This is a genomic window from Citrobacter sp. Cb004, from assembly GCF_030337065.1.
Lineage (GTDB): Bacteria > Pseudomonadota > Gammaproteobacteria > Enterobacterales > Enterobacteriaceae > Citrobacter > Citrobacter braakii.
This window is the reverse complement of the sequence record NZ_JAOWCH010000061.1, coordinates 183,355-204,926: the sequence shown is the minus strand read 5'-3', so window position 1 is coordinate 204,926 and position 21,572 is coordinate 183,355. Positions and strand designations below refer to the sequence as shown.

Genomic DNA, 21,572 nt, shown 5'->3' with positions numbered 1-21,572 from the left:
GGAGTCGAAATGAAAAAATTAAAAGTAGTCACCATTGGGGGAGGCAGTAGCTATACTCCGGAATTGCTCGATGGATTTATTAAGCGCTATCACGAGTTACCTGTCAGCGAGTTATGGCTGGTGGATGTTGAAGAAGGTCAAGCCAAACTCGATATCATTTTCGCGTTATGCCAGCGTATGGTGGCGAAGGCGGGCGTGCCGATGACCATCCATAAAAGTCTTAACCGGCAGGAAGCGTTACATAATGCGGATTTTGTTACTACACAATTTCGAGTTGGGCAGCTAAAAGCACGTGAACAGGATGAGCGTATACCGTTGTCACAGGGGTATCTGGGGCAAGAGACCAATGGTGCCGGTGGGCTATTCAAGGGGCTACGTACAATACCTGTTATTTTAGATATTGTGCAAGATGTACAGAATATTTGTCCTCAGGCCTGGATTATTAACTTTACCAACCCTGCAGGAATGGTAACAGAAGCTGTATATCGCTATACCGATTTTAAACGTTTTATTGGTGTCTGCAATGTCCCGATAGGAATGCGGATGTTGTTAGAAGATCTATTGGCGTTAACCAAACAAGATGACGTTTCTCTTGATCTGTTTGGGTTGAATCATTTGGTTTTCATTCGTGATGTTTGGGTAAATGGGCAATCACGTTTTGCTGAGGTAATGGAACGGGTTGCTTCGGGAACGATTGGCGGCAGTTCGGTCAAAAATATTTATAGTCTACCGTTTAGTGAAGGTTTGTTGCGTTCACTTAATTTACTACCGTGTTCATATCTTCTCTATTATTTCAAACATAAAGAGATGTTGGCGATAGAAATAGGTGAGTATTACAAAGGTAACGTTCGCGCACAGATAGTTCAGAAGTTGGAAAAACAGCTATTTGAAATCTATAAAAATCCTCAGTTGGATACTAAACCTGCGGAACTTGAAGCCCGTGGGGGAGCTTACTATTCAGATGCGGCTTGCGAAGTAATTAATGCTATTTATAACGATAAGCAAACTGAACATTATATCAATGTACCGCATCATGGACATATTGATAATATCCCAGCGGATTGGGCTGTAGAAATGACCTGTTTGCTGGGTAAGCATGGCGCTACACCGCACCCGCGTATTACGCATTTTGATGAGAAAGTACTGGGGTTGATCCACACCATAAAAGCGTTTGAAATCGCTGCTTCACATGCATCCCTGAGCGGTCAGTTTAACGACATTTTGCTGGCGTTGAATCTTAATCCATTGGTGAATTCAGACCTGGGCGCTGAAGTTTTGGCGCGGGAAATGCTGCTGGCTAATCAACAGTATTTGCCCCAGTTTGCTGATGCTTTTCACTTATTCCTGCAACCAGACAATCAACCAAAGGACCAGCGACATGATGAAATTATTGATTGTTAATGCCGATGATTTTGGACTAAGCCCGGGGGTAAATTACGGCATTATTGAGGCACATCGCCATGGCTTAGTTACCTCAACGACAGCAATGATGAATGCTGGGGGTATCGAACATGCGGCGGAGATCAGCGCTGATTATCCCTTGCTAGGTGTTGGTTTACATTTTGTTCTCAGTTATGGCAGGCCACTGTCCGCGATGCCTTCCCTGGTGAGAGAAGGTAATTTAGGGAAATGGGTGTGGGAGGTAGCAAAACAGGGCTCACTGGCGGATGAGGATATTGTGGCTGAATTACACCAGCAGTTTGACCGCTTTGTCTCGCTTTTTGGGCGTCAGCCAACCCATATTGATAGCCATCATCATGTCCATTTTATTCCTCAGGTCTGGCAGCATGTGTCAGATTTTGCACGTAAAAAAGGCGTACCAGTACGCCTCGACTGGCAGGCGATCCGGCAGCAAAATATCCCGGTACAAGGGGTAAGCGGAGTTGAACGCTTTATCAATGATTTTTATGCTGAAAATGTCTCTGATCGCTTCGTTCTTGAAGCGCTAAGACGGGCAACACTGGGTGATGAACAATCTGTCGAGCTGATGTGTCATCCTGCTTTTATCGACAAAACAGGCATGGCCAGCAGTTATTGTTTTCCGCGACTGGATGAACTGGAGGTACTGACTTCGCCTGCACTGCAACGTGCAGTGGTGGAGTTGGGATTCCGGCTGGGAACCTATCGCGATCTGTGATGAATTACCCGGCGGTTTACATCGCCGGGCATTTTACATTGAGGACGACATCAGGCTGGAATAAACTGATATTCCGTCACGCTGGCATACTCTTCACCCGGACGCAGGAAGCAATCCGCCTGTGGCCACTCAGGGTGGTTCGGGCTGTCCGGCAGAAATTCACTTTCCAGCGCCAGGCCTTGCCAGTCTTCGTAGGCCTCTGGCCCGCGGGAAGGCGTACCACCGAGGAAGTTACCGGAGTAAAACTGCAATGCCGGGGCCGAGGTGTAGACCACCATTTGCAGTTTTTCATCCTGTGACCACAACTGAGCGACCGGCGTACGCGCGTTGCCCTGTGCCTGAAGCAGGAAGGCGTGATCGTAACCTTTCACCTTGCGCTGATCGTCATCGGCCAGAAATTCGCTACTGATGATTTTAGGGGTGCGGAAATCGAACGTGCTACCGGCGACGGATTTCAGTCCATCATGCGGGATACCCATTTCGTCAACCGGTAAGTACTCGTCCGCCAGAATTTGCAGCTTATGCTGACGCACATCCGTTTTATCGCCGTCGAGGTTAAAATAGACGTGATTCGTCAGATTCACCGGGCAGGGTTTATCGACCGTGGCACGATAAGTTATCGAAATACGATTATCATCCGTCAGGCGATACTGCGCGGTGGCGCAAAGATGGCCTGGGAAGCCCTGATCGCCATCGTCAGACGTTAAGGCGAACAGCACCTGACGGTCATTCTGATTGACTATCTGCCAGCGACGTTTGTCGAAACCGTCTGGTCCGCCGTGCAGTTGGTTATTGCCCTGACTTGGCAGTAATTCAACGGTTTCGCCAGCAAAGGTATAGCGGCTGTTGGCGATACGGTTCGCGTAGCGGCCAATCGAAGCCCCCAGAAATGCAGCCTGTTCCGGGTATTGTTCCGGACTGGCGCAGCCGAGTAATGCTTCGCGCACGCTACCATCGCTAAGCGGAATACGCGCAGAGAGCAGGGTCGCGCCCCAGTCCATGAGCGTGACTACCATCCCTGCGTCATTGCGCAGGGTGAGCAGGCGAAACGGTTGACCGTCCGGAGCCTGCACGGGGATTTCGTTTAACATTGTCCGGCTCCTTGTGAAGGTTTGCAGACGTAGAATGTTTCTTTAATACCGGTTTTTGCCTCGTACTGTGTGGCGACAGCCTGCTGTACGGCAGGAACCAAATCTTGCGGGATCAGCGCCACGATGCAGCCGCCGAAGCCGCCGCCGGTCATCCGCACACCGCCTTTATCACCGATGGTCGCTTTGACAATCTCTACCAGCGTATCAATTTGCGGCACCGTGATTTCAAAGTCATCGCGCATTGAGGCGTGAGATTCCGCCATCAGCTGGCCCATGCGCAGCAGGTCGCCTTTTTCCAGTGCCTGTGCGGCTTCAACGGTACGCGCATTTTCCGTGATGACGTGGCGCACGCGTTTGGCAACAATCGGATCCAGCTCGTGGGCGACAGCGTTAAACGCTTCGAGGCTGACATCACGCAGCGCTGGCTGCTGGAAGAAACGCGCGCCGGTTTCACACTGTTCGCGACGGGTGTTGTATTCGCTGCCGACCAGCGTGCGTTTAAAGTTGCTGTTGATGATCACCACCGCTACGCCCTCAGGCATAGAAACGGCTTTGGTGCCCAGCGTACGGCAGTCGATCAGCAGCGCATGATCTTTCTTGCCAAGTGCGGAGATCAGCTGATCCATGATGCCGCAGTTACAACCGACAAACTGGTTTTCAGCTTCCTGGCCATTCAGGGCAATCTGCGCGCCGTCGAGCGGCAGATGATAGAGCTGCTGGAATACCGTACCAACAGCGACTTCCAGTGAGGCAGAAGAGCTTAAGCCCGCACCCTGCGGAACGTTACCGCTGATCACCAGATCCGCGCCGCCAAAGGCGTTATTGCGCTTTTGCAGATGTTTTACCACGCCACGCACGTAGTTTGACCACTGCTGGCTATCGTGGGCGATAATCGGCGCATCGAGAGAGAACTCATCAACCTGATTGTCGTAATCAGCGGCGATGACGCGTACTTTTCGATCGTCGCGTGCCTCGCAGCTGATGACGGTTTGATAGTCGATGGCGCAGGGCAAAACGAAGCCGTCGTTATAATCGGTATGTTCGCCGATCAGGTTTACACGACCCGGTGCCTGAATAGTATGGGTGGCAGGGTAGCCAAACGTTTCTGTAAACAGAGATTGTGTTTTTTCTTTCAGACTCATTATTTACACTCCGGATTCGCGAAAATGGATGTCGCTGACCGCACGCAGTCGCTCAGCCGCTTGTTCTGCGGTCAGATCTCGCTGGGTTTCTGCCAGCATTTCATAACCGACCATAAATTTACGCACGGTCGCGGAACGCAGCAGCGGTGGGTAAAAGTGCGCGTGCAACTGCCAGTGTTCGTTTTCTTCACCGTTAAACGGCGCACCGTGCCAGCCCATGGAGTAGGGGAATGAGCACTGGAACAGGTTGTCGTAACGACTGGTCAGTTTTTTCAACGCCAGCGCCAGGTCAGCACGCTGCTCGTTGGTCAAATCGGTAATACGCAGCACATGCGCTTTCGGCAGCAGCAGCGTTTCGAACGGCCACGCGGCCCAGTAAGGGACAACCGCCAGCCAGTGCTCAGTTTCAACGACCGTACGGCTGCCGTCTGCCAGTTCACGCTGGACGTAATCAACGAGCATCGGCGCGCCCTGTTCGGCGAAGTATGCTTTCTGTAGGCGATTTTCACGTTCAGCTTCGTTGGGCAAAAAGCTGTTGGCCCAAATTTGACCGTGCGGGTGCGGGTTCGAGCACCCCATCGCCGCGCCTTTATTCTCAAATACCTGCACCCAGGGATAGGTTTTCCCTAAGTCTTCGGTCTGCTCCTGCCACGTTTTTACGATTTCTGTCAGCGCAGGGATGCTGAGTTCTGGCAGCGTTTTGCTGTGATCGGGCGAGAAGCAAATTACGCGGCTGGTACCGCGCGCGCTCTGGCAACGCATCAACGGATCGTGACTGTCCGGCGCGTCCGGGGTATCGGACATCAGCGCCGCAAAATCATTGGTAAAAACATAGGTCCCGGTGTAATCCGGATTTACATCACCGGTAACGCGCGTATTGCCAGCACACAGGAAACAGTCCGGGTCATGTGCAGGCAGTACCTGCTTAGACGGGGTTTCCTGCGCCCCTTGCCACGGGCGTTTGGCGCGATGCGGTGATACGAGGATCCACTGCCCGGTGAGCGGGTTAAAACGGCGATGTGGATGATCGACAGGATTGAATTGCGTCATGATTGGTCCTTAATCCGAATATCCTTGCGGGTGGCGTGACTGCCAGTGCCAGGTGTCTTGTGCCATTTCATCCAGTGTGCGGGTCACGCGCCAGTTAAGCTCGCGATCGGCTTTGCTGGCATCTGCCCAGTAAGCTGGAAGATCGCCATCACGGCGCGGGGCGAAATGGTAATTAATGGGTTTACCGCAGGCTTTGCTGAAGGCGTTGACCACGTCCAGTACGCTGCTGCCGATGCCTGCTCCGAGGTTGTAAATATGCACACCCTGTTTGCCCGCCAGTTTTTCCATTGCGACGACGTGGCCGTCGGCGAGATCCATCACGTGGATGTAGTCGCGAACGCCGGTGCCATCTTCAGTTGGGTAGTCGTTGCCAAATATGGCAAGGGACTCGCGGCGGCCCACGGCAACTTGTGCGATGTAAGGCATCAGGTTGTTGGGAATACCTTGCGGATCTTCCCCCATATCGCCCGACGGATGAGCACCAACCGGGTTAAAGTAGCGCAGTAAGGCGATACTCCAGTCGGGGTGTGCTTTTTGCAGGTCGGTCAGGATTTGTTCTACCATCAGCTTGCTTTTGCCGTACGGACTTTGCGGCGTGCCGGTGGGGAAGCTTTCAACGTAAGGAATTTGCGGCTGATCGCCATAGACGGTCGCGGAGGAACTAAAAATGAAGTTTTTCACGTTGGCGGCGCGCATTGCATTCACCAGACGCAGGGTGCCATTGACGTTGTTGTCATAGTACTCCAACGGCTTGGCAACGGATTCTCCAACGGCTTTTAAACCCGCAAAATGAATGACCGTGTCAATGGCATGATCGTGCAGAATTTCGGTTATCAGCGCTTCGTTACGGATATCCCCTTCCACGAAGGTCGGCTGCTTGCCACCTAAACGCTCAATGACGGGCAAAACGCTGCGTTTGCTGTTGCAGAGATTGTCCAGGATCACCACCTCGTGACCGTTTTTCAACAACTGCACGCAAGTGTGGCTTCCAATGTAACCGCTACCACCTGTAACCAATACTCTCATAATTCGCTCCGTTAAGCCTATGGTATGCAATAACCATAGCATAACAAAGATGAGAAAAGTGTGACATGGAATAAATTAGTGGAATCGTTTACACTCCGTGGGTTTCACGCATTTGTAATGATTTTTCTATTATAAATCATTATGTTGGGTTGTTATTTCAGCGTTTGTCTGAAAAAAAGCAGAAAAAAAGGGCGTGATAAACGCCCTGCAATGAAAACTAACGCAGAGATGTTAGTCGATAGGCGTAGATGTCGTTCTCGGGCACAAACTCCAGTCGATGGGTAATGCAGGCTGGGGCATCTTCGGCGTGGTGAGAGACGAACAGCAGTTGAGTTTCACCTTCACCGATTAGCACATCCACAAAACGGCGAATCAGTTGGCGATTGAGCGGATCTAACCCTTGCAAAGGCTCGTCAAGGATCAACAACGTCGGGTGTTTAACCAGCGCGCGAACAATCAGTGCCAGCCGCTGCTGTCCCCAGGAAAGACTATGAAATGGCGCATCCGCGGTACGTTTATCGAAGCCAAGGATATCCAGCCACTGTTGCACCAGCTTGTGCTGCCTGTCGGAAACGGCCTGATAGATGCCGATTGAATCAAAATAACCAGAGAGAATAACGTTGCGAACTGTGGTACTCACCCGATAATCCAGATGCAGACTGCTGCTGACGTAGCCGATGTGTTTTTTGATATCCCAGATAGTTTCACCGCTGCCACGGCGACGGCCAAACAGGGTCAGGTCGTTGCTGTAGCCCTGGGGGTGATCGCCGGTGATTAAACTGAGCAGAGTTGATTTTCCCGCTCCGTTGGGGCCGACGATTTGCCAGTGTTCCCCCGGATTTACCTGCCAGCTCAAATGGTGAAGGATAGGGCGATCGTTATACGAGACCGTGCCATCGTTAAGCACAATTCGCGGCTCATTATCTGACAACGTACGGCGCACCGAAGGCTCGTCCGGTTCAGGTAACTGAATTCCTTCCAGCCGCTCGCTATGGGCAAGCTGAGCGATTAATGCCTGTTGCAGAAGGTCGTTTTTTGCGCCGGTTTCTGTCAGTGTGCAATCGGCAAGTACGCCAGCAAACTGCACGAACTCGGGAATTTCATCAAAGCGGTTAAGTACCAGCACCAGCGTAAAGCCGGCCTGATGCAACTCAGCGAGCAGTTCTGCTAACTGACGGCGTGACGCCACGTCCAGCCCGTCAAAGGGCTCATCAAGGATCAGTAAATCCGGCGCGGACATTAACGCCTGACAGAGCAGGGTTTTACGTGTTTCACCGGTGGAAAGGTATTTGAAACGCCTGTTGAGCAGGGAAGAAATGCCAAACTGCTGCGCCAACGCAGCGCAGCGGGCGGGATCGTTGATCTCATCCTGGATGATTTCGGCGGTGGTGCGCCCGGTGTCGTCTTCACCGGGACTAAGAAGATCGGTGTTGTTTCGCTGCCACTCGTCGCTGACTAGCTTTTGTAGCTGCTCAAAGGAGAGTCGGGTTATACGCGTGAACTGACAGTGACGCTCGCCTTTCAGAAGCGGCAGCTCTCCCGCCAGTGCGCGGGCCAGCGCGGATTTCCCGCTCCCGTTAGCGCCAACAAACGCCCAGCTATCACCCGCGTTTAACGTCAACGCATCTAACTGGAGCGTTTTTGTGTCGCTAAGACGAAACGTGCCTTGCGAAATTTGCAACGATGACATTTTGTATCCCATTATTTGCAGCGATTAATAACAGGGATACGTGTTCTTCAGGCTGATGTCAATCTACTCAGCACAGCGTGGCGATAATCACTCTGTCAGCATTAAACCAGGCGGTGACGTTAGCGCCTTCTTGCAGCGTTGCGGCGTCTTGGGCCGGAACGGTGGCGCACAGCGTCTGGCCGTCTGGCAACGTCATCAGCACTTCACACTGTTCCGCACCGCGTTCAATATGGCTAATCGTGCCTTGCAACTGGTTATCGGCGGCCTGAGCGATGGCGTCGTCCTGAGTGATTCCTACCCACGGCGCTTTCAGCAGAATCAGTACTTCTTTGCCTTCCTCAAGACCCAGACGCTCGCCGCTTTGCGCAGTGATCGCCACTTTCAGGCGCGTTTCGCCATCGGCCAGCAGGACGTCGACATGCTGCTGGACCTGATCGTGGTCGCGGGCGGTGATTGTGCCAAACCATTGGTTACGGGCGCTGGTTTGCAGTGAAAATCGAGAGATAGCCGCCAGCAGGCTATTGAGCGGTAGCGCATCGTCATCGCTCAAAACATCAAAGGCTTTTTGTTGGATCTGCGCCAGCAAATCATACAACTGAATTAAGCGTTGGCCGTAGCGCGTTAATACCGCGCCGCCGCCGCCTTTGCCGCCTGTGGCGCGCTCAACCAGCGTTTGCTCGCTGAGTTGGTTCATTTCGTTAATCGCATCCCAGGCGCTTTTGTAGCTAATACCTGCATCCTTCGCGCCCTGACTGATGGAGCCGGAAAGCGCAATATGCTTAAGCAGAGAAATGCGACGGGGATCGGCAAACAGTTTTTGCTGAAGTTTCAGCGTAAGAAGGATTTCGGCCTGCATCACAAGCTCCTGGCAAAAGAGGGTATTGTGACGGAAAACCGTGCCTGAGCAAAGTCGACCGCACAAAAGGGGAGTGCTTTTCTGCGTTATGTGGTTAGAATACAGCTAAGGACTACATCTGGAGTTGACCATGTTAGAGTTATTGAAAAGTCTGGTATTCGCCGTAATCATGGTACCTGTGGTAATGGCCATCATTCTGGGTCTGATTTACGGACTGGGTGAAGTGTTCAACATTTTCTCCGGTATCGGTCAAAAAGACCAGTCCAGACAGAATCATTGATTCCCCAAACGCCCGCTCAGTCGGGCGTTTATATTTTTTACGCCTTCCAACCCGTTTTCTCTGTCTACCGTTTCTCAAGATCCTGCTTTCCATGCCGATATTTTCTTCGTGTAACCTCAAATTGGTATCAATAACCACTGGGAAAATCCTGGTTTACTCGTTATATTTGCGACTACATAACGAAACTCAAAGGAGTTACAGATGGCACGTACATGGTTACGCTTGTTTGCCGGGGCAACACTTTCTCTTACTGTTGCCGGGCATGCGCTGGCGGATGAAGGAAAAATTACTGTTTTCGCAGCGGCTTCACTGACTAACGCGATGCAGGATATTGCGACGCAATACAAAAAAGAGAAGAACGTTGACGTTGTCTCTTCTTTTGCGTCTTCTTCCACGCTGGCGCGACAGATTGAAGCAGGCGCTCCGGCCGATCTGTTTATCTCTGCCGATCAGAAATGGATGGATTACGCAGTAGACAAAAAGTCGATTGATACCGCAACGCGTGAAACGCTGTTGGGTAACAGCCTGGTGGTTGTCGCACCGAAAGACAGTGCGCAGAAAGACTTCACCATCGACAGCAAAACCAACTGGACCCGTTTGTTAAATGGTGGGCGTCTGGCCGTTGGCGATCCGGAACATGTTCCGGCGGGCATTTATGCTAAAGAAGCGCTGCAAAAACTGGGGGCATGGGATACCCTGGCCCCGAAACTGGCACCTGCCGAAGATGTGCGCGGTGCGCTGGCGCTGGTAGAGCGTAACGAAGCGCCGCTGGGGATCGTCTATGGTTCCGATGCTGTCGCCAGCAAGGGCGTAAAAGTTGTTGCGACTTTCCCGGAAGATTCACACAAAAAAGTGGAATACCCTATCGCAATTGTTGATGGGCACAAAAACGCAACGGTCAGCGCGTTCTATGATTACCTGAAAGGACCGCAGGCTGCTGAAATCTTTAAACGTTATGGATTTACGACCAAGTAATGATACTGACCGATCCTGAATGGCAGGCCGTCATACTGAGCCTGAAAGTTTCTTCCCTGGCTGTGTTGTTTAGTCTGCCGTTTGGGATCTTCTTTGCCTGGCTGCTTGTGCGATGCAAGTTCCCGGGCAAAGCGCTGCTCGACAGCGTGCTGCATTTGCCGCTGGTACTGCCGCCGGTTGTGGTGGGCTATCTGCTGTTGGTCGCCATGGGATGCCGCGGATTCATTGGCGAATGGCTGTATGACTGGTTTGGCATCACCTTTGCCTTTAGCTGGCGCGGTGCGGTACTGGCTGCGGCGGTGATGTCTTTCCCGCTTATGGTACGGGCTATTCGTCTGGCGCTGGAAGGTGTCGATGTCAAGCTGGAGCAGGCGGCCCGCACGCTGGGCGCTGGACGCTGGCGCGTATTTGTGACGATTACTTTACCGCTGATGCTGCCCGGCATTATTGTCGGTACGGTGCTGGCGTTCGCGCGTTCCCTCGGGGAATTTGGCGCAACGATTACCTTTGTCTCCAATATTCCTGGCGAAACCCGCACTATCCCATCGGCGATGTATACCCTGATCCAGACCCCTGGCGGCGAAAGCGCGGCGGCAAGGTTATGTATCATTTCTATTGTGTTAGCGCTGATTTCACTGCTGATTTCTGAATGGCTGGCGCGTATTAGCCGTGAACGGACGGGGCGGTAATCATGCTGGAACTTAATTTCTCCCAAACGCTGGGGACGCATTGCCTGACGCTCAACGAAACGCTGCCAGCCAGTGGGATCACCGCTATTTTTGGCGTTTCCGGTGCGGGTAAAACCTCGCTGATTAACGCCATCAGCGGCCTGACGCAGCCGCAGTCCGGGCGCATCGTGCTTAACGGACGGGTTTTGAACGACGTCGAGAACGGTATCTGTTTAACGCCCGAAAAACGCCGGGTGGGCTATGTTTTCCAGGATGCGCGCCTGTTTCCGCATTATAAAGTGCGCGGCAACCTGCGTTACGGTATGGCGAAAAGTATGGCCGGACAGTTTGATAAGCTGGTGGCCCTGTTGGGCATTGAATCGCTGCTTGACCGTCTGCCCGGCGGGCTTTCTGGCGGTGAAAAACAGCGCGTAGCCATCGGTCGGGCGCTGCTTACCGCGCCGGAACTGTTGTTGCTTGATGAGCCGTTAGCCTCACTGGATATCCCGCGTAAGCGCGAACTGTTGCCTTACCTGCAACGCCTGGCGCGTGAAATTAATATTCCGATGCTGTACGTCAGCCACTCGCTCGATGAAATCTTGCACCTGGCAGACAAAGTGATGGTGCTGGAAAACGGGCAGGTCAAAGCGTTCGGTTCGCTGGAAGATGTCTGGGGCAGCAGCGTGATGCACCCGTGGCTACCAAAGGAACAGCAAAGCAGCATTCTGAAAGTCAGCGTGCTGGAACATCATCCACATTACGCAATGACTGCACTGGCGCTTGGCGATCAGCATCTATGGGTCAATAAGCTGGATCAACCGCTGCAAACTGCGCTGCGTATTCGTATTCAGGCATCTGATGTTTCGCTGGTGCTTCAACCGCCGCAGCAGACCAGTATTCGTAACGTGCTGCGGGCGAAAGTCGCGCAGTGCTATGACGATAATGGTCAGGTGGAGGTTCAGCTTGAAGTGGGCGGTAAAACGCTGTGGGCGAGGATCAGCCCGTGGGCCAGGGATGAACTGGGTATCAAACCTGGCCTGTGGCTGTACGCGCAAATTAAGAGCGTGTCGATTACCGCGTGATTACAGCAGGTGGGAGTAAATAAATTTCGCGATGCTGTCGGTGGTGTTGTCACCAATTACGATGTTGGCGCGGGCTTTGACCGCGTCGTCCGCATTACCCATCGCCACGCCGGTACCTGCAGCTTCCAGCATGCTGATATCGTTAAAGTTGTCACCAAAGGCAATGACGTTTTCCATTGACCCGCCCTGTGCTTCAATCCACTGGGTAAGGCGTCGCCCTTTGCTGTTGCCTTTACGGGCAATGTCGACCTGATCGTGCCAGGACCATTCACACTCCAGCCCCAACTGCTGTTCAACATGCTTACCAAACTGCTGCAGTTTCGGAATATCTTCGTCGGTGAGGGCAAATTTCCAGACGGCGTTAACGTCATGTGCAGCCTGCGCCAGCGAAGGCACCTGGGTGAAGGTCGGGCGCTGTTCCGGCGGCAGGGTTTGCGCCCAGTTAGCGGTACGCACCACATGCCCGGTTGGGCGCTCATACAGCATGGCCTCATCCACATACATCAGCCCGTGGATCTGATGTTCATCCAGCATTTCGATCAGCTGTAATGCCTGGTTTACCGGAAGTGGATCGGATTCCAGTACCTTTTTTGCCTGATAATCATACAAGTAGGTGCCGTTGCAGCAAATTGCAGGTGTATCCAGCGCCAGTGCCTGATAAAAAGGATGAATAGCAACGTGATGGCGACCTGTGACAATGATAAGTTGGTATCCTGCTTCTCTGGCGCGCGCGAGCGCTTCAAGAGAGGATGGCAGCAAGGTTTTTTTCGGGGTCAACAGGGTACCGTCTAAATCCAGGGCAATCACGCGTGCGGTCATAGTTATTTCCAGATTAAGGTTGAGAATTTTGTCTGCTGGAATGGTACACCGAGACGGGAGCCGGACAAAATTCTGCGCCTTAATTAAGCATTCACCGTTAAAAGCGTCTACCTTAGGCGTGTGTCAGGCAATTGCAGCCACCTGCCAAAAAGCAAAGGAGTATTCATGAAGCAAACCGTTTATACCGCCAGCCCTGAAAGTCAGCAAATCCACGTCTGGAGCCTGAATCATGATGGTTCTTTGACGCTGACGCAGGTGGTTGATGTGCCGGGTCAGGTACAGCCGATGGTCGTCAGCCCGGATAAGCGCTACCTCTATGTTGGCGTGCGCCCGGAGTTTCGCGTGTTGGCTTACCGCATTGCGCCTGATGACGGTGCGCTGACCTTCGCGGCGGAGTCTGCGCTGCCGGGTAGCCCGACGCATATTTCTACCGATCATCAGGGACGTTTCGTGTTTGTCGGCTCTTATAACGCCGGGAGCGTGAGCGTCACGCGTCTGGAAGATGGCCTGCCGGTGGAACAGGTTGACGTGGTTGAAGGTCTGGACGGCTGCCACTCGGCCAACATCTCACCGGATAACCGTATCCTGTGGGTTCCGGCGTTGAAACAGGATCGTATCTGTCTCTTTGAGGTAAGCGATGATGGACATCTGGTGGCGCAGGAACCGGCAGAAGTGACCACCGTTGAAGGTGCTGGCCCGCGTCATATGACGTTCCATCCGAATAAGCAATTTGCCTACTGTGTGAATGAGCTGAACAGCTCCGTTGACGTCTGGGCGCTGAAAGATCCGTACGGCAAGATTGAATGTGTGCAGACGCTGGATATGATGCCTGCTGATTTCACTGATACCCGTTGGGCAGCGGATATTCATATTACACCGGATGGTCGTCATCTGTACGCCTGTGACCGCACCGCCAGCCTGATTACGATCTTTAGCGTGTCTGAAGATGGCAGCGTGCTGACCAAAGAGGGTTTCCAGCCTACTGAAGTTCAGCCGCGCGGTTTTAATATCGATCACAGCGGTAAATACCTGATTGCCGCCGGGCAAAAATCGCACCATATCGCGGTGTATGAGATTGCTGGCGAGCAGGGGCTGCTGGCAGAGAAGGGGCGTTATGCGGTAGGGCAGGGCCCGATGTGGGTCGTGGTGAACGCGTACTAACGCCACCAGTCAGAACAGGAAAAGCCTGTTCAAAGATAAAAAGCGAGGTTCACATCCGTGTGAACCTCGCGGGGAAACTAATTTATTTATACGGCGCAGACGCCGCCGGTCAGCTATTAATACCGCGTCTTGTAGGCACAATTAGCCTTAAGGTATTCCTCTTCTGTTGCCCCATTAAGCTCTGTTCCGTCAGGGACTACTTCAGGGCCTTCTGAACATTTCCAGTCATATTTGTGAAGTCTAACCCCCACACCACCTTGCGTATTGTGCACGTTACCCTTTGGCATATCGGAGGGACCATTTAACACCATATGATCGAGAGATTTAATGCTCACCTCCAGATAGTCAATATTTTTGAAATCCAAAAGGGGACCATAGTCGCCGTAACCGACAAACGTGTCTTTTTTCCCGTCGATGTTGTTTTCCTCCTCATTCCAGTGGAGGTCGGACTCAAATGGATTTAGGTTTTTGTAAGAGCTAAAACCTTTATTATAAAATGGTACCATATAACTGACAGGTTCCCCTTGCCCCACCTTGTCCTGCGTCGAGACAAATTCCATCTTATAATTTTCAGGATCGTCAGGATCTTCGTTGGTGTATTTAAACGCTATAATGGGAAAAGCATGAATATCGTAACTATGAGCTTCAAACCCCATTACCTCAATAACCATATACTTCAGATTATTACTGGGGATATAGATATAGCCGCTGGGGGTATTGCCAGAGCCACCACAATATAATGGACCTGCATCATTACAGATATTTGAATCTTGCGAATTGAACATAGCAGAAAGGTGGACATCGTTATCTGGATTAACTGTAACATCATAGGTGCCATCAGGTCGAGGTGTGCGCGTGGTTCCTGGGCTGTTTTCTACGCCATTTCCACAGTCTTCGAATCCATAATAAAAACCCCGAAAAAATCGCGTACTCCTGCCATTAAAAGTATGATCTAAATCTGGATTTGTCACTAGATCGGGACACCTATTATCGTCGAGGTGGTCGGGTTTGCCTATCGTGCTATCGTTGACTAAATGGTTAGAATAAACCCATACTAACCCTTCCAGATGCTCTGTTGATCCCATTTCATCCAGTTTTCCACCAGTGCTGCGGTCCTCACTTCCAACTTCAGCATTAGCCAAAGTAACGTCACATGGGGCTTCGACTCCAAATGAACAATTTGGCAGATTTGGTCCAATAAAAGAAGCATTCGGACGCCCCCGCTCCTGATCGATTCCCTTCGTTTTCCAGTAAACATTCACGCCTGTGATCTGATAGTTAATACCCGCTGTCTGTCCCAGGCGGCTAAAATCACTCGAAACCTTAACGAGAAAATAATGTGATCCCGGCAGTTTCAGCGGTGGCTGCGGAGGCAGAAAGCCAAAATGCCCTTTGCTGTTCTCTGGCTCCTGAGTGTCGTCACTTGCCAACACACCAGGGTTAAAAAGCAGCGCTGCCGCCAGCAACCCCGCCGATAAAGCGATCCTTTTCTTTTTTTCCATTGTGTAGCTCCTTGTTATACAGCGGAAATAATCTGATATTTACCACTGCGCAACAGCACGACCTGATAGTCGCCAAACACCATACTACCTGGTGCCACGGTGCGCGTTTTGTTGTTAAACCGGACGGTAATCCGTGTTCCGCCCGGTCCCTGAGAAACCAGCACGACCCGAGGCTGAGCGTCGGATTTTTCTTCCGTGGACGTACGCCCGGCGCGCGCCAGCAGCGGGGTGTTGTTCAGCAAGGGCTGTGGGTCGAGCGCCACGCCTCGCCAGGCTATTTCCAGATGCAGGTGCGGACCTGTGCTAAAACCGCTGCTGCCGGATGCGGCGATCTCTTCGCCCGCCGTCAGCTTTTCGCCCTTACGCACCCGCGCAGAGGCGAGATGAAAATAGCGGCTCAGCCAGCCGTCCGCATGACGGAGAGTGATAAAGTATCCGGTGCCGCGACCGTAGCCGCTCTCCACCACTTCGCCGTCGGCAATTGCATGCACGCTGCTGCCGAATGGCACAGGAATATCCATCCCTTTATGCTGCATCATGCGCCCCAGCACAGGGTGCAGGCGTTGTCCAAATCCTGAGCTGATCTGGCGCTTCGCCACGGGCCAGATAAAGCGTACCGGCGCGTTATCATCAACCACCGCCGCAGCGCTGGACGATATCTGCAGGTTCTCTTCTGACCACACTTGCGCCACCTGTAATGACGGAACGAAAGCCTGCTGCCAGGCCTGCTCGCAGCTGGTCGTCGCCAGCGGCGCTATTGTTAGCCATACGCTCCATATCAGACACGACACGATCGACCCCCGTCAGAGCAGCAGTAAAAACGCGACCAGCGCGATAGCCGGACCGAACGGAATATAAAAGCGATGTTTGTCATCCTCTTGCGTATAAAAGAACCGCACGCAGACGTAAAACAGCAGCCCGGCCAGCGCCGAAAAGCAGAGTAATTCCGGCAGGCGCTGCCAGCCAAGCCATGCCCCGCAGGCGGCGTAGAGCTTGACGTCGCCGTAGCCCAGACCGTCGCGTTTGCACAACGTCTCCCACAGCTTCATCACGCCCCACAGCAGCAGCCAGGCGGCGGCGACGCCGTAAACTGCGTCCTTCACCCGCACCATGGAGTAGCCCGATGCGGCAAGCAGCAGCCCGCCCCAGAGCACGGTGAAGACCAGCGCGTCCGGCAGAATCAGATGTTTAAAATCGATAACCGCCGCGCTGTAGAGCACCATAAACAACAGCGCATATGCCAGCGCGAGCTGAGGAGACCATTGCGGCAGGTAAAACCAGGCCAGCGCCCCCCATACCAACCCCATCGCCAGTTCAGAAATCGGATAAATAACCGGGATCGCAATGCCGCACTGGCGGCATTTGCCCTTCAGTAACAGCCAACTGAGAACCGGAATATTATCCCAGGGCTTAATATCCGATTTACAGGCAGGGCAGTGCGACGGCGGCCACCACAAATTAACCGCCGCCCCTTCTGAATCATCCTCATCTATTACGCCAAGCATCAGCGGCAGACGATAAATAATCACGTTGGCTAAGCTGCCAAACAGCAATCCAAGTGGGATAAAAATAGCCACCATCCATGGCATTAATAGATCCATGATTTAATTTTCCTAAAAAGAACCGCTGGCGCCCATCGCCGCCAGCTTGTCGCTGAGCGAAAACAACGCGGCAAAAACCCATATTACGCAACCGCCTAATATCAGCGTGGAGAGCGCTTTTAATAACCCGGAAAGTTTAGTGATATATTCCCGAATGTGTTCACGTGATTTATTCGATACCGCCAGCAGCACCTCATTAAACGAAGGTAGCGCGGCGTAAAGGCTGATATTAAGCAGCGTTTCCGTGTTCAGTAAACCCGAGTTGAGCGCCTCCCCATAGCTGACGCCCGCCGCCATTTTCTTCTGCATCCCGGCCAGGTGCCAGCGCAGCCAGCGGCTGGAGTTCAGGTTAATAATGCTGAGTGCATCATTGAGCGGAATGCCGTTTTTTAACATCAGCGCCAGGTTGTTGAGAAAAATAGAGGCAGTCAACTGCTTATACGTTGAGAACGGCATAATTCGATCAAAAAACTGATTACGAATATTCCCGGTCATTTTGCCCATTGCTATTTTGATCACGGTAACCAGCGCAATAAAACCAATGAGGATATATATCCACAGCCCTTTACACAGCGCCATCCCAAAAATATAGAGCGCGCTGGTGACGCCAGGCCATTTTTCAACCGGTACAACGCCTTCAAAAGCCGGGAACACCTTATAGGCATAACCGCCTATTACCACCAGCGACAGGACCAGCATAATGAGCGGGAAGGTGATGGCGCCGACGATTTTCTTGCGCAGCTCGTCGTTATAATTAATCACGTTTACCAGGGTGATAAAGCCGTCGGCCAGGCTGCCGCTGCGCTCCGCCGCGTTAATCACGCTCAGTTCAGATTCAGGGACCAGCCCCTCGAAAACCATCGCAATGGAGGTGGTTTTCGCCATTTTCGCAGTTAGCTCTTCCAGACGTTTAGCAAATCCTTTGCCGAGCAGTTTTTCCCCTTCCGCGCGTAATTTTTGCAACGCGTCATATAGCGGAAGTTCAGCGTTAATCATGTCTGCGCAAAACTGATAAAGATAAATACGCTGTTTCTTACCGAATTTTTTCAACTATTACCTCCAGCTCTTCCTGAACGACTTGCCCAAATTCCATTTGAAACCAGGTCGCGCACACGCGTCCCTGAAGTACCGCCGCCATCGTTTTTTCTTTAATTTCGAATCCTTCGCTCAGGCCGGTCTGTTTTAATCGCTTCGCGCGCCAGACGGTATAAACTTTAAGCCACTTCTGTTCAGCAATGGCCTCCAGCTCGTCATACACTGGCAGCAAATACTCCATCACCAACTGGCGTCCGCCAATACCCGTGTGTTTGCAGGCCGGACAGCCTTCAGCGTTTTTTTCATAAAGCTGGAACTCGCGTCCCTTAATGGCGGCGGTCCGTAACGACGTTTTACACTGCGGGCACAGTACAGGTATTAGCTTCTGGCACTGTAAGCCCGCAATAAAGCCCGGCGTTGAAAGCTTATCGCTGGTAATACCGAGCGCGGATAAGCGTTGCAATAACGAAACGATGTTGCCTGCGTGCACGGTGGTAAAGCAGTAGTGACCACTTTCCACCGCCCCGGCCAGCGCGTTAGAAGAGATATTGTCGCGAATTTCCCCCACCATCAGTACGTCCGGGTCGCGACGCAGCGAGGATTTGATCGCCGAATGGAATCCTCCTGACTCGCCGCTTAATACCGAACTTTGCGTCGCGCCATAGATCTGATATTCGACCGGATCTTCTACGGTCAGAAAACAGCCGCGATTGTCATAGCGGTTGATCTGCATCCACTCCATCAGATTTTTCAGGGTAGTGGATTTTCCCGAACCGGTTGTTCCGGCAATAATATATGCGCCGTAGGGGTTACTCAGGATCTTTTTGAGGTCGCTAATTTCCTCATCGGAAACGCCAAGCTTATCCAGGCTCGCGACGCTGGCTCTGTCCAGACCCGATGGAATAATACGCAATACCGCGTGATAGCAATCGCTGGTCTCGCCAAATATCGGATAGTGCGCATAGCGGAAGCGGTAGCTTTTCCCCGCCAGCGAATAGAGGATATTGGCGTTTTGCGCAATATTGCGGTTCCAGGTGGTGTCGCGGGTGCTTGCCTCAACGTTGTAGAGCACGAACACCAGCTCATCGCAGCGTGACGCCTTCATCTGTATAAACGGACAAAGCACGCCGTTAATGCGCAGCTCAATATTCGCCACCATATCATTACGGGTGATATGCAGGTCGCTGGCCTTTAACGCCACGGCCTTTTTCAGCATCTCTTCCAGCGCAAGCTGTGTATTACTGCTTTCCTGCTCAAGCAGCTTACTTCCCGCCGACAGCAGTTGTTCAACGATCAGGTAATAATTTTTCTCAGTAACCTGCGCTATTCCCTTAACCTGAATATTATGGGAAACCTGCAGGCGGTGGCACACCGCCTGCATTGGCGCCAGATTATCAATCAAAGGCGTGGATACCAGTAACCAGGCTTCATCCGCATGCTCAGCAACCAGAATATCGCCGTCATACTCCTGGAATTGCCACTCCTGAGAATGAATGTTCTCCTCGTTAAACTGGATATAATCGATCACTTACCCACAACCTCGACCGTCACGTCATTTGCTTTGTTATGACGCGCAATATAGTCATAACCGCCGTAGCTAAAACGCTGATTCAGCGGCACCATCTTCACGCCGCCGTCGGCGCCGGCAATCGCCACGCGTTTTTGACCCGCGATTTCGGAAATCAGCAGCGGCCGCAGCCCTGGCGCAGATTCTGACGTTGCTCCTGGGGAAGCGCTAATATCATCCATTGTGCTGGCGGTGCTCATCGGCATAACCGCTGCGCTATCCGCCTTTTTCTCACCGCGCAGCTTACGCAGCTCGCTGCGGACTTTTTCCAGCGCAAGCTGATTCGCCAGCTCGCGGTACTGGCTCTCGAAGTTGAAATCTTTTTCTATCATCTCAACAACGTGATCCTGCATCGGCGATACGTCGCTTAACGGCGGCGTGCCTTCCGCTTGCACAACCTGCTGCGCGGGGATGATTTCTGCCGTATCTGCGGCGTAAAGAGCAGGTGAAAGCGTCAACACTATTCCCGCAATGATTAATTTCCCTTTTTGCATGCCAGTCCTCCGGTAACGAGCGTTGAGTTTTCATTGAATACGATTGATTTGATAATAAACGCGTCGGCAAAGGGTTGTTTATTCAACACCAACGACACGCCTGAGAAATCCATTTTGGTCGGTGAGGTGATCGTCCAACCGGCGAACAGCATGCCGAATGACGTTACCGCACTTTTCAGCGCGCTTTCATTTTGCCCGACGGCAGAGGAGGGCATCCCCGTTAATACCAGTTCGGTATTTCGTCCGCCTAATGAGTTCCAGGTGCTGATATAACTTAATACATCGGTACAGACCGGCAGATTGACCGTGTTTTTACTCTGCCACGCGATGAGCCATGGGTGTTTATTCATCCCGGACTCAATGCCCGTATAGTCCAGCGTGTTTTTTGAAAAACTGGGCGACCAGGTTTTGCCCCAGAGATTAATATCGGCCACGCTAAATATCCGTCCTGGATTTAGCGCATAGCTGAGTGAACAGCCCGTACTGGTACATTCAATACTTTTTGGCGCAAAGCCCACCTGCGACAGTTTTTTATTCGCTAGCAAGAGCTGCTCCAGCAGCAGGCTGGCATCAGAAATGCTGCCGCCCGTGAGCGAGTTGCGATAAAAATCTTCGATAGCTTTGATTTTTTGCTGGCGGGCAGCCTGTTCAGCCTGGACTCTGGCCAATCGTTCCTGCTCCGGTTTCCAGATAAAATAGTAATAGCCCGCCCCGCCGCCGCCAGCTAATAAAATCAGTAGCGTAACGACCCAGACGATAATATTACCTCCTCGCCCGGTAGAACCGCCCCCTATAATATTACGACGTTTCCAGAAATAGATATTTTCAGAGACCGCCACGTTCTCATCCTTTTATAAATAATTTCAGCAGTGTCATAAACACCAGTAAAAATACGATGCCGCCTGCTAACAGAGCGCCGATCATCATCTGTCGCCGTTTTTTCTGCCGCCGCTGATGTTCAGTACAGCCTTCAATCACCGCCTCAAAGTGCTGTTCCGTTAACTGAATTAACGGTAGATCCGCATACTGTGGCGATTCTTTCAGTTGCTCTTTCAGCTTCATCCAGAAGCGTCTGGAGACCAGACGATCGCTGCCCGAAACGGGAGCACCGTGCGAGATAATCAGGAAATAGTAGCTTTCCGCCTGCTCATAGTAATAAATACCGTTACCGTACAGGGCTTTCATCCACAGAGCGAAAGGCTCATATAAGGTGGAGTGTTTAGTACAGAAACCCGTAACCATTTCCCCTTCATCCGACAAGATCGTTAACTGGCGATGGGTTCGCCGTATATGTGCCAGCCAGTCAAGATAATAAGGTTCGTGAGAGGTGGGCTCGTAGCTCCAGACCAGATCAATTAATACCCGATTTTCTGATAAGTGCTTAAGCATGATGCCC

At 52.1% G+C, this 21,572-nt stretch carries 22 protein-coding genes; 7 read left to right on the top strand and 15 right to left on the bottom strand.

The annotated features are described in order from the left end of the window. Positions 1–9: 9 nt before the first annotated feature. On the top strand, positions 10–1,401 hold the full coding sequence (locus OGV65_RS14625; protein WP_286455108.1) for a 6-phospho-beta-glucosidase: 1,392 nt from the start codon (positions 10–12) through the stop codon (positions 1,399–1,401). Then, positions 1,379–2,137, top strand: a complete 759-nt coding sequence (gene chbG / locus OGV65_RS14620) for a chitin disaccharide deacetylase (RefSeq protein WP_200051428.1) — start codon at positions 1,379–1,381, stop codon at positions 2,135–2,137. The genes OGV65_RS14625 and chbG overlap by 23 nt, the downstream gene beginning before the upstream one ends. A 50-nt stretch (positions 2,138–2,187) precedes the next feature. Here the strand turns inward: chbG and galM are convergent, their stop codons facing one another. The 6 genes from galM to modE all read right to left on the bottom strand — a co-directional run bounded on the left by galM (position 2,188) and on the right by modE (position 8,992). Then, entirely contained in the window at positions 2,188–3,228 is a 1,041-nt protein-coding gene (galM, locus tag OGV65_RS14615) for a galactose-1-epimerase (protein WP_019076309.1), read from the bottom strand. Beyond that, the gene (gene galK, locus OGV65_RS14610; RefSeq protein ID WP_286455106.1) at positions 3,222–4,370 is read right to left on the bottom strand and encodes a galactokinase; all 1,149 of its coding nucleotides are present in this window, start codon (positions 4,368–4,370) and stop codon (positions 3,222–3,224) included. Before galK ends, galM begins: the two co-directional genes overlap by 7 nt. A gap of 3 nt (positions 4,371–4,373) precedes the next feature. Further along, positions 4,374–5,420: a galactose-1-phosphate uridylyltransferase gene (gene galT / locus OGV65_RS14605; RefSeq protein ID WP_181626319.1), complete on the bottom strand. Its 1,047-nt coding sequence runs from the start codon at positions 5,418–5,420 to the stop codon at positions 4,374–4,376. A 9-nt stretch (positions 5,421–5,429) separates the two neighbouring features. After that, positions 5,430–6,446, bottom strand: coding sequence for a UDP-glucose 4-epimerase GalE (gene galE, locus OGV65_RS14600; RefSeq protein ID WP_016152323.1), 1,017 nt, complete (start codon positions 6,444–6,446; stop codon positions 5,430–5,432). Between the two features lie 217 nt (positions 6,447–6,663). Continuing rightward, positions 6,664–8,136, bottom strand: coding sequence for a molybdate ABC transporter ATP-binding protein ModF (modF, locus tag OGV65_RS14595; protein ID WP_286455105.1), 1,473 nt, complete (start codon positions 8,134–8,136; stop codon positions 6,664–6,666). A 67-nt stretch (positions 8,137–8,203) separates the two neighbouring features. Beyond that, entirely contained in the window at positions 8,204–8,992 is a 789-nt protein-coding gene (gene modE, locus OGV65_RS14590; protein ID WP_016152325.1) for a molybdenum-dependent transcriptional regulator, read from the bottom strand. A gap of 130 nt (positions 8,993–9,122) precedes the next feature. Between modE and OGV65_RS14585 the strand changes: the two genes are divergently transcribed. The 4 genes from OGV65_RS14585 (at position 9,123) to modC (ending at position 11,997) form a co-directional block, all read left to right on the top strand. Continuing rightward, positions 9,123–9,272, top strand: a complete 150-nt coding sequence (locus tag OGV65_RS14585; protein ID WP_003023026.1) for an AcrZ family multidrug efflux pump-associated protein — start codon at positions 9,123–9,125, stop codon at positions 9,270–9,272. Between the two features lie 201 nt (positions 9,273–9,473). Next, positions 9,474–10,247: a molybdate ABC transporter substrate-binding protein gene (gene modA / locus OGV65_RS14580; RefSeq protein ID WP_016152326.1), complete on the top strand. Its 774-nt coding sequence runs from the start codon at positions 9,474–9,476 to the stop codon at positions 10,245–10,247. After that, complete coding sequence (gene modB / locus OGV65_RS14575; protein WP_286455104.1) at positions 10,247–10,936, top strand: molybdate ABC transporter permease subunit; 690 nt, start codon at positions 10,247–10,249, stop codon at positions 10,934–10,936. Before modA ends, modB begins: the two co-directional genes overlap by 1 nt. Before the next feature lie 2 nt (positions 10,937–10,938). Next, the gene (gene modC, locus OGV65_RS14570) at positions 10,939–11,997 is read left to right on the top strand and encodes a molybdenum ABC transporter ATP-binding protein ModC (protein WP_016152328.1); all 1,059 of its coding nucleotides are present in this window, start codon (positions 10,939–10,941) and stop codon (positions 11,995–11,997) included. Here the strand turns inward: modC and OGV65_RS14565 are convergent, their stop codons facing one another. Then, positions 11,998–12,816 (bottom strand): pyridoxal phosphatase, encoded by an 819-nt coding sequence (locus OGV65_RS14565; RefSeq protein WP_016156023.1) that lies wholly within the window; start codon positions 12,814–12,816, stop codon positions 11,998–12,000. A gap of 165 nt (positions 12,817–12,981) precedes the next feature. On the opposite strand from OGV65_RS14565, the gene pgl reads away from it, so the two are divergent. Beyond that, a complete protein-coding gene (gene pgl / locus OGV65_RS14560) occupies positions 12,982–13,977 on the top strand; it encodes a 6-phosphogluconolactonase (RefSeq protein ID WP_016156024.1) in 996 nt (331 codons plus the stop codon). 116 nt (positions 13,978–14,093) lie between these two features. On the opposite strand, the gene OGV65_RS14555 is transcribed toward pgl, so the two are convergent. The 8 genes from OGV65_RS14555 to OGV65_RS14520 are packed head-to-tail and all read right to left on the bottom strand — an operon-like array spanning position 14,094 to position 21,565. After that, the gene (locus OGV65_RS14555; RefSeq protein ID WP_049282665.1) at positions 14,094–15,479 is read right to left on the bottom strand and encodes a hypothetical protein; all 1,386 of its coding nucleotides are present in this window, start codon (positions 15,477–15,479) and stop codon (positions 14,094–14,096) included. Between the two features lie 14 nt (positions 15,480–15,493). Beyond that, the gene (locus tag OGV65_RS14550) at positions 15,494–16,270 is read right to left on the bottom strand and encodes a M23 family metallopeptidase (RefSeq protein ID WP_286455103.1); all 777 of its coding nucleotides are present in this window, start codon (positions 16,268–16,270) and stop codon (positions 15,494–15,496) included. Positions 16,271–16,282: 12 nt separating this feature from the next. Beyond that, the gene (locus OGV65_RS14545) at positions 16,283–17,080 is read right to left on the bottom strand and encodes a prepilin peptidase (RefSeq protein WP_047497801.1); all 798 of its coding nucleotides are present in this window, start codon (positions 17,078–17,080) and stop codon (positions 16,283–16,285) included. Between the two features lie 12 nt (positions 17,081–17,092). Beyond that, positions 17,093–18,130 (bottom strand): type II secretion system F family protein, encoded by a 1,038-nt coding sequence (locus OGV65_RS14540; protein WP_049282667.1) that lies wholly within the window; start codon positions 18,128–18,130, stop codon positions 17,093–17,095. Further along, positions 18,114–19,643 carry an ATPase, T2SS/T4P/T4SS family gene (locus OGV65_RS14535; protein ID WP_407056500.1) on the bottom strand — a complete coding sequence of 510 codons (1,530 nt, stop codon included), beginning with the start codon at positions 19,641–19,643 and terminating at the stop codon, positions 18,114–18,116. The genes OGV65_RS14540 and OGV65_RS14535 overlap by 17 nt, the downstream gene beginning before the upstream one ends. Further along, positions 19,640–20,176, bottom strand: a complete 537-nt coding sequence (locus OGV65_RS14530) for a hypothetical protein (RefSeq protein WP_103766051.1) — start codon at positions 20,174–20,176, stop codon at positions 19,640–19,642. Before OGV65_RS14530 ends, OGV65_RS14535 begins: the two co-directional genes overlap by 4 nt. Next, positions 20,158–21,015 carry a hypothetical protein gene (locus OGV65_RS14525; RefSeq protein WP_153690591.1) on the bottom strand — a complete coding sequence of 286 codons (858 nt, stop codon included), beginning with the start codon at positions 21,013–21,015 and terminating at the stop codon, positions 20,158–20,160. Before OGV65_RS14525 ends, OGV65_RS14530 begins: the two co-directional genes overlap by 19 nt. A gap of 4 nt (positions 21,016–21,019) precedes the next feature. Then, on the bottom strand, positions 21,020–21,565 hold the full coding sequence (locus OGV65_RS14520; protein ID WP_153690590.1) for a hypothetical protein: 546 nt from the start codon (positions 21,563–21,565) through the stop codon (positions 21,020–21,022). Positions 21,566–21,572: the final 7 nt, after the last annotated feature.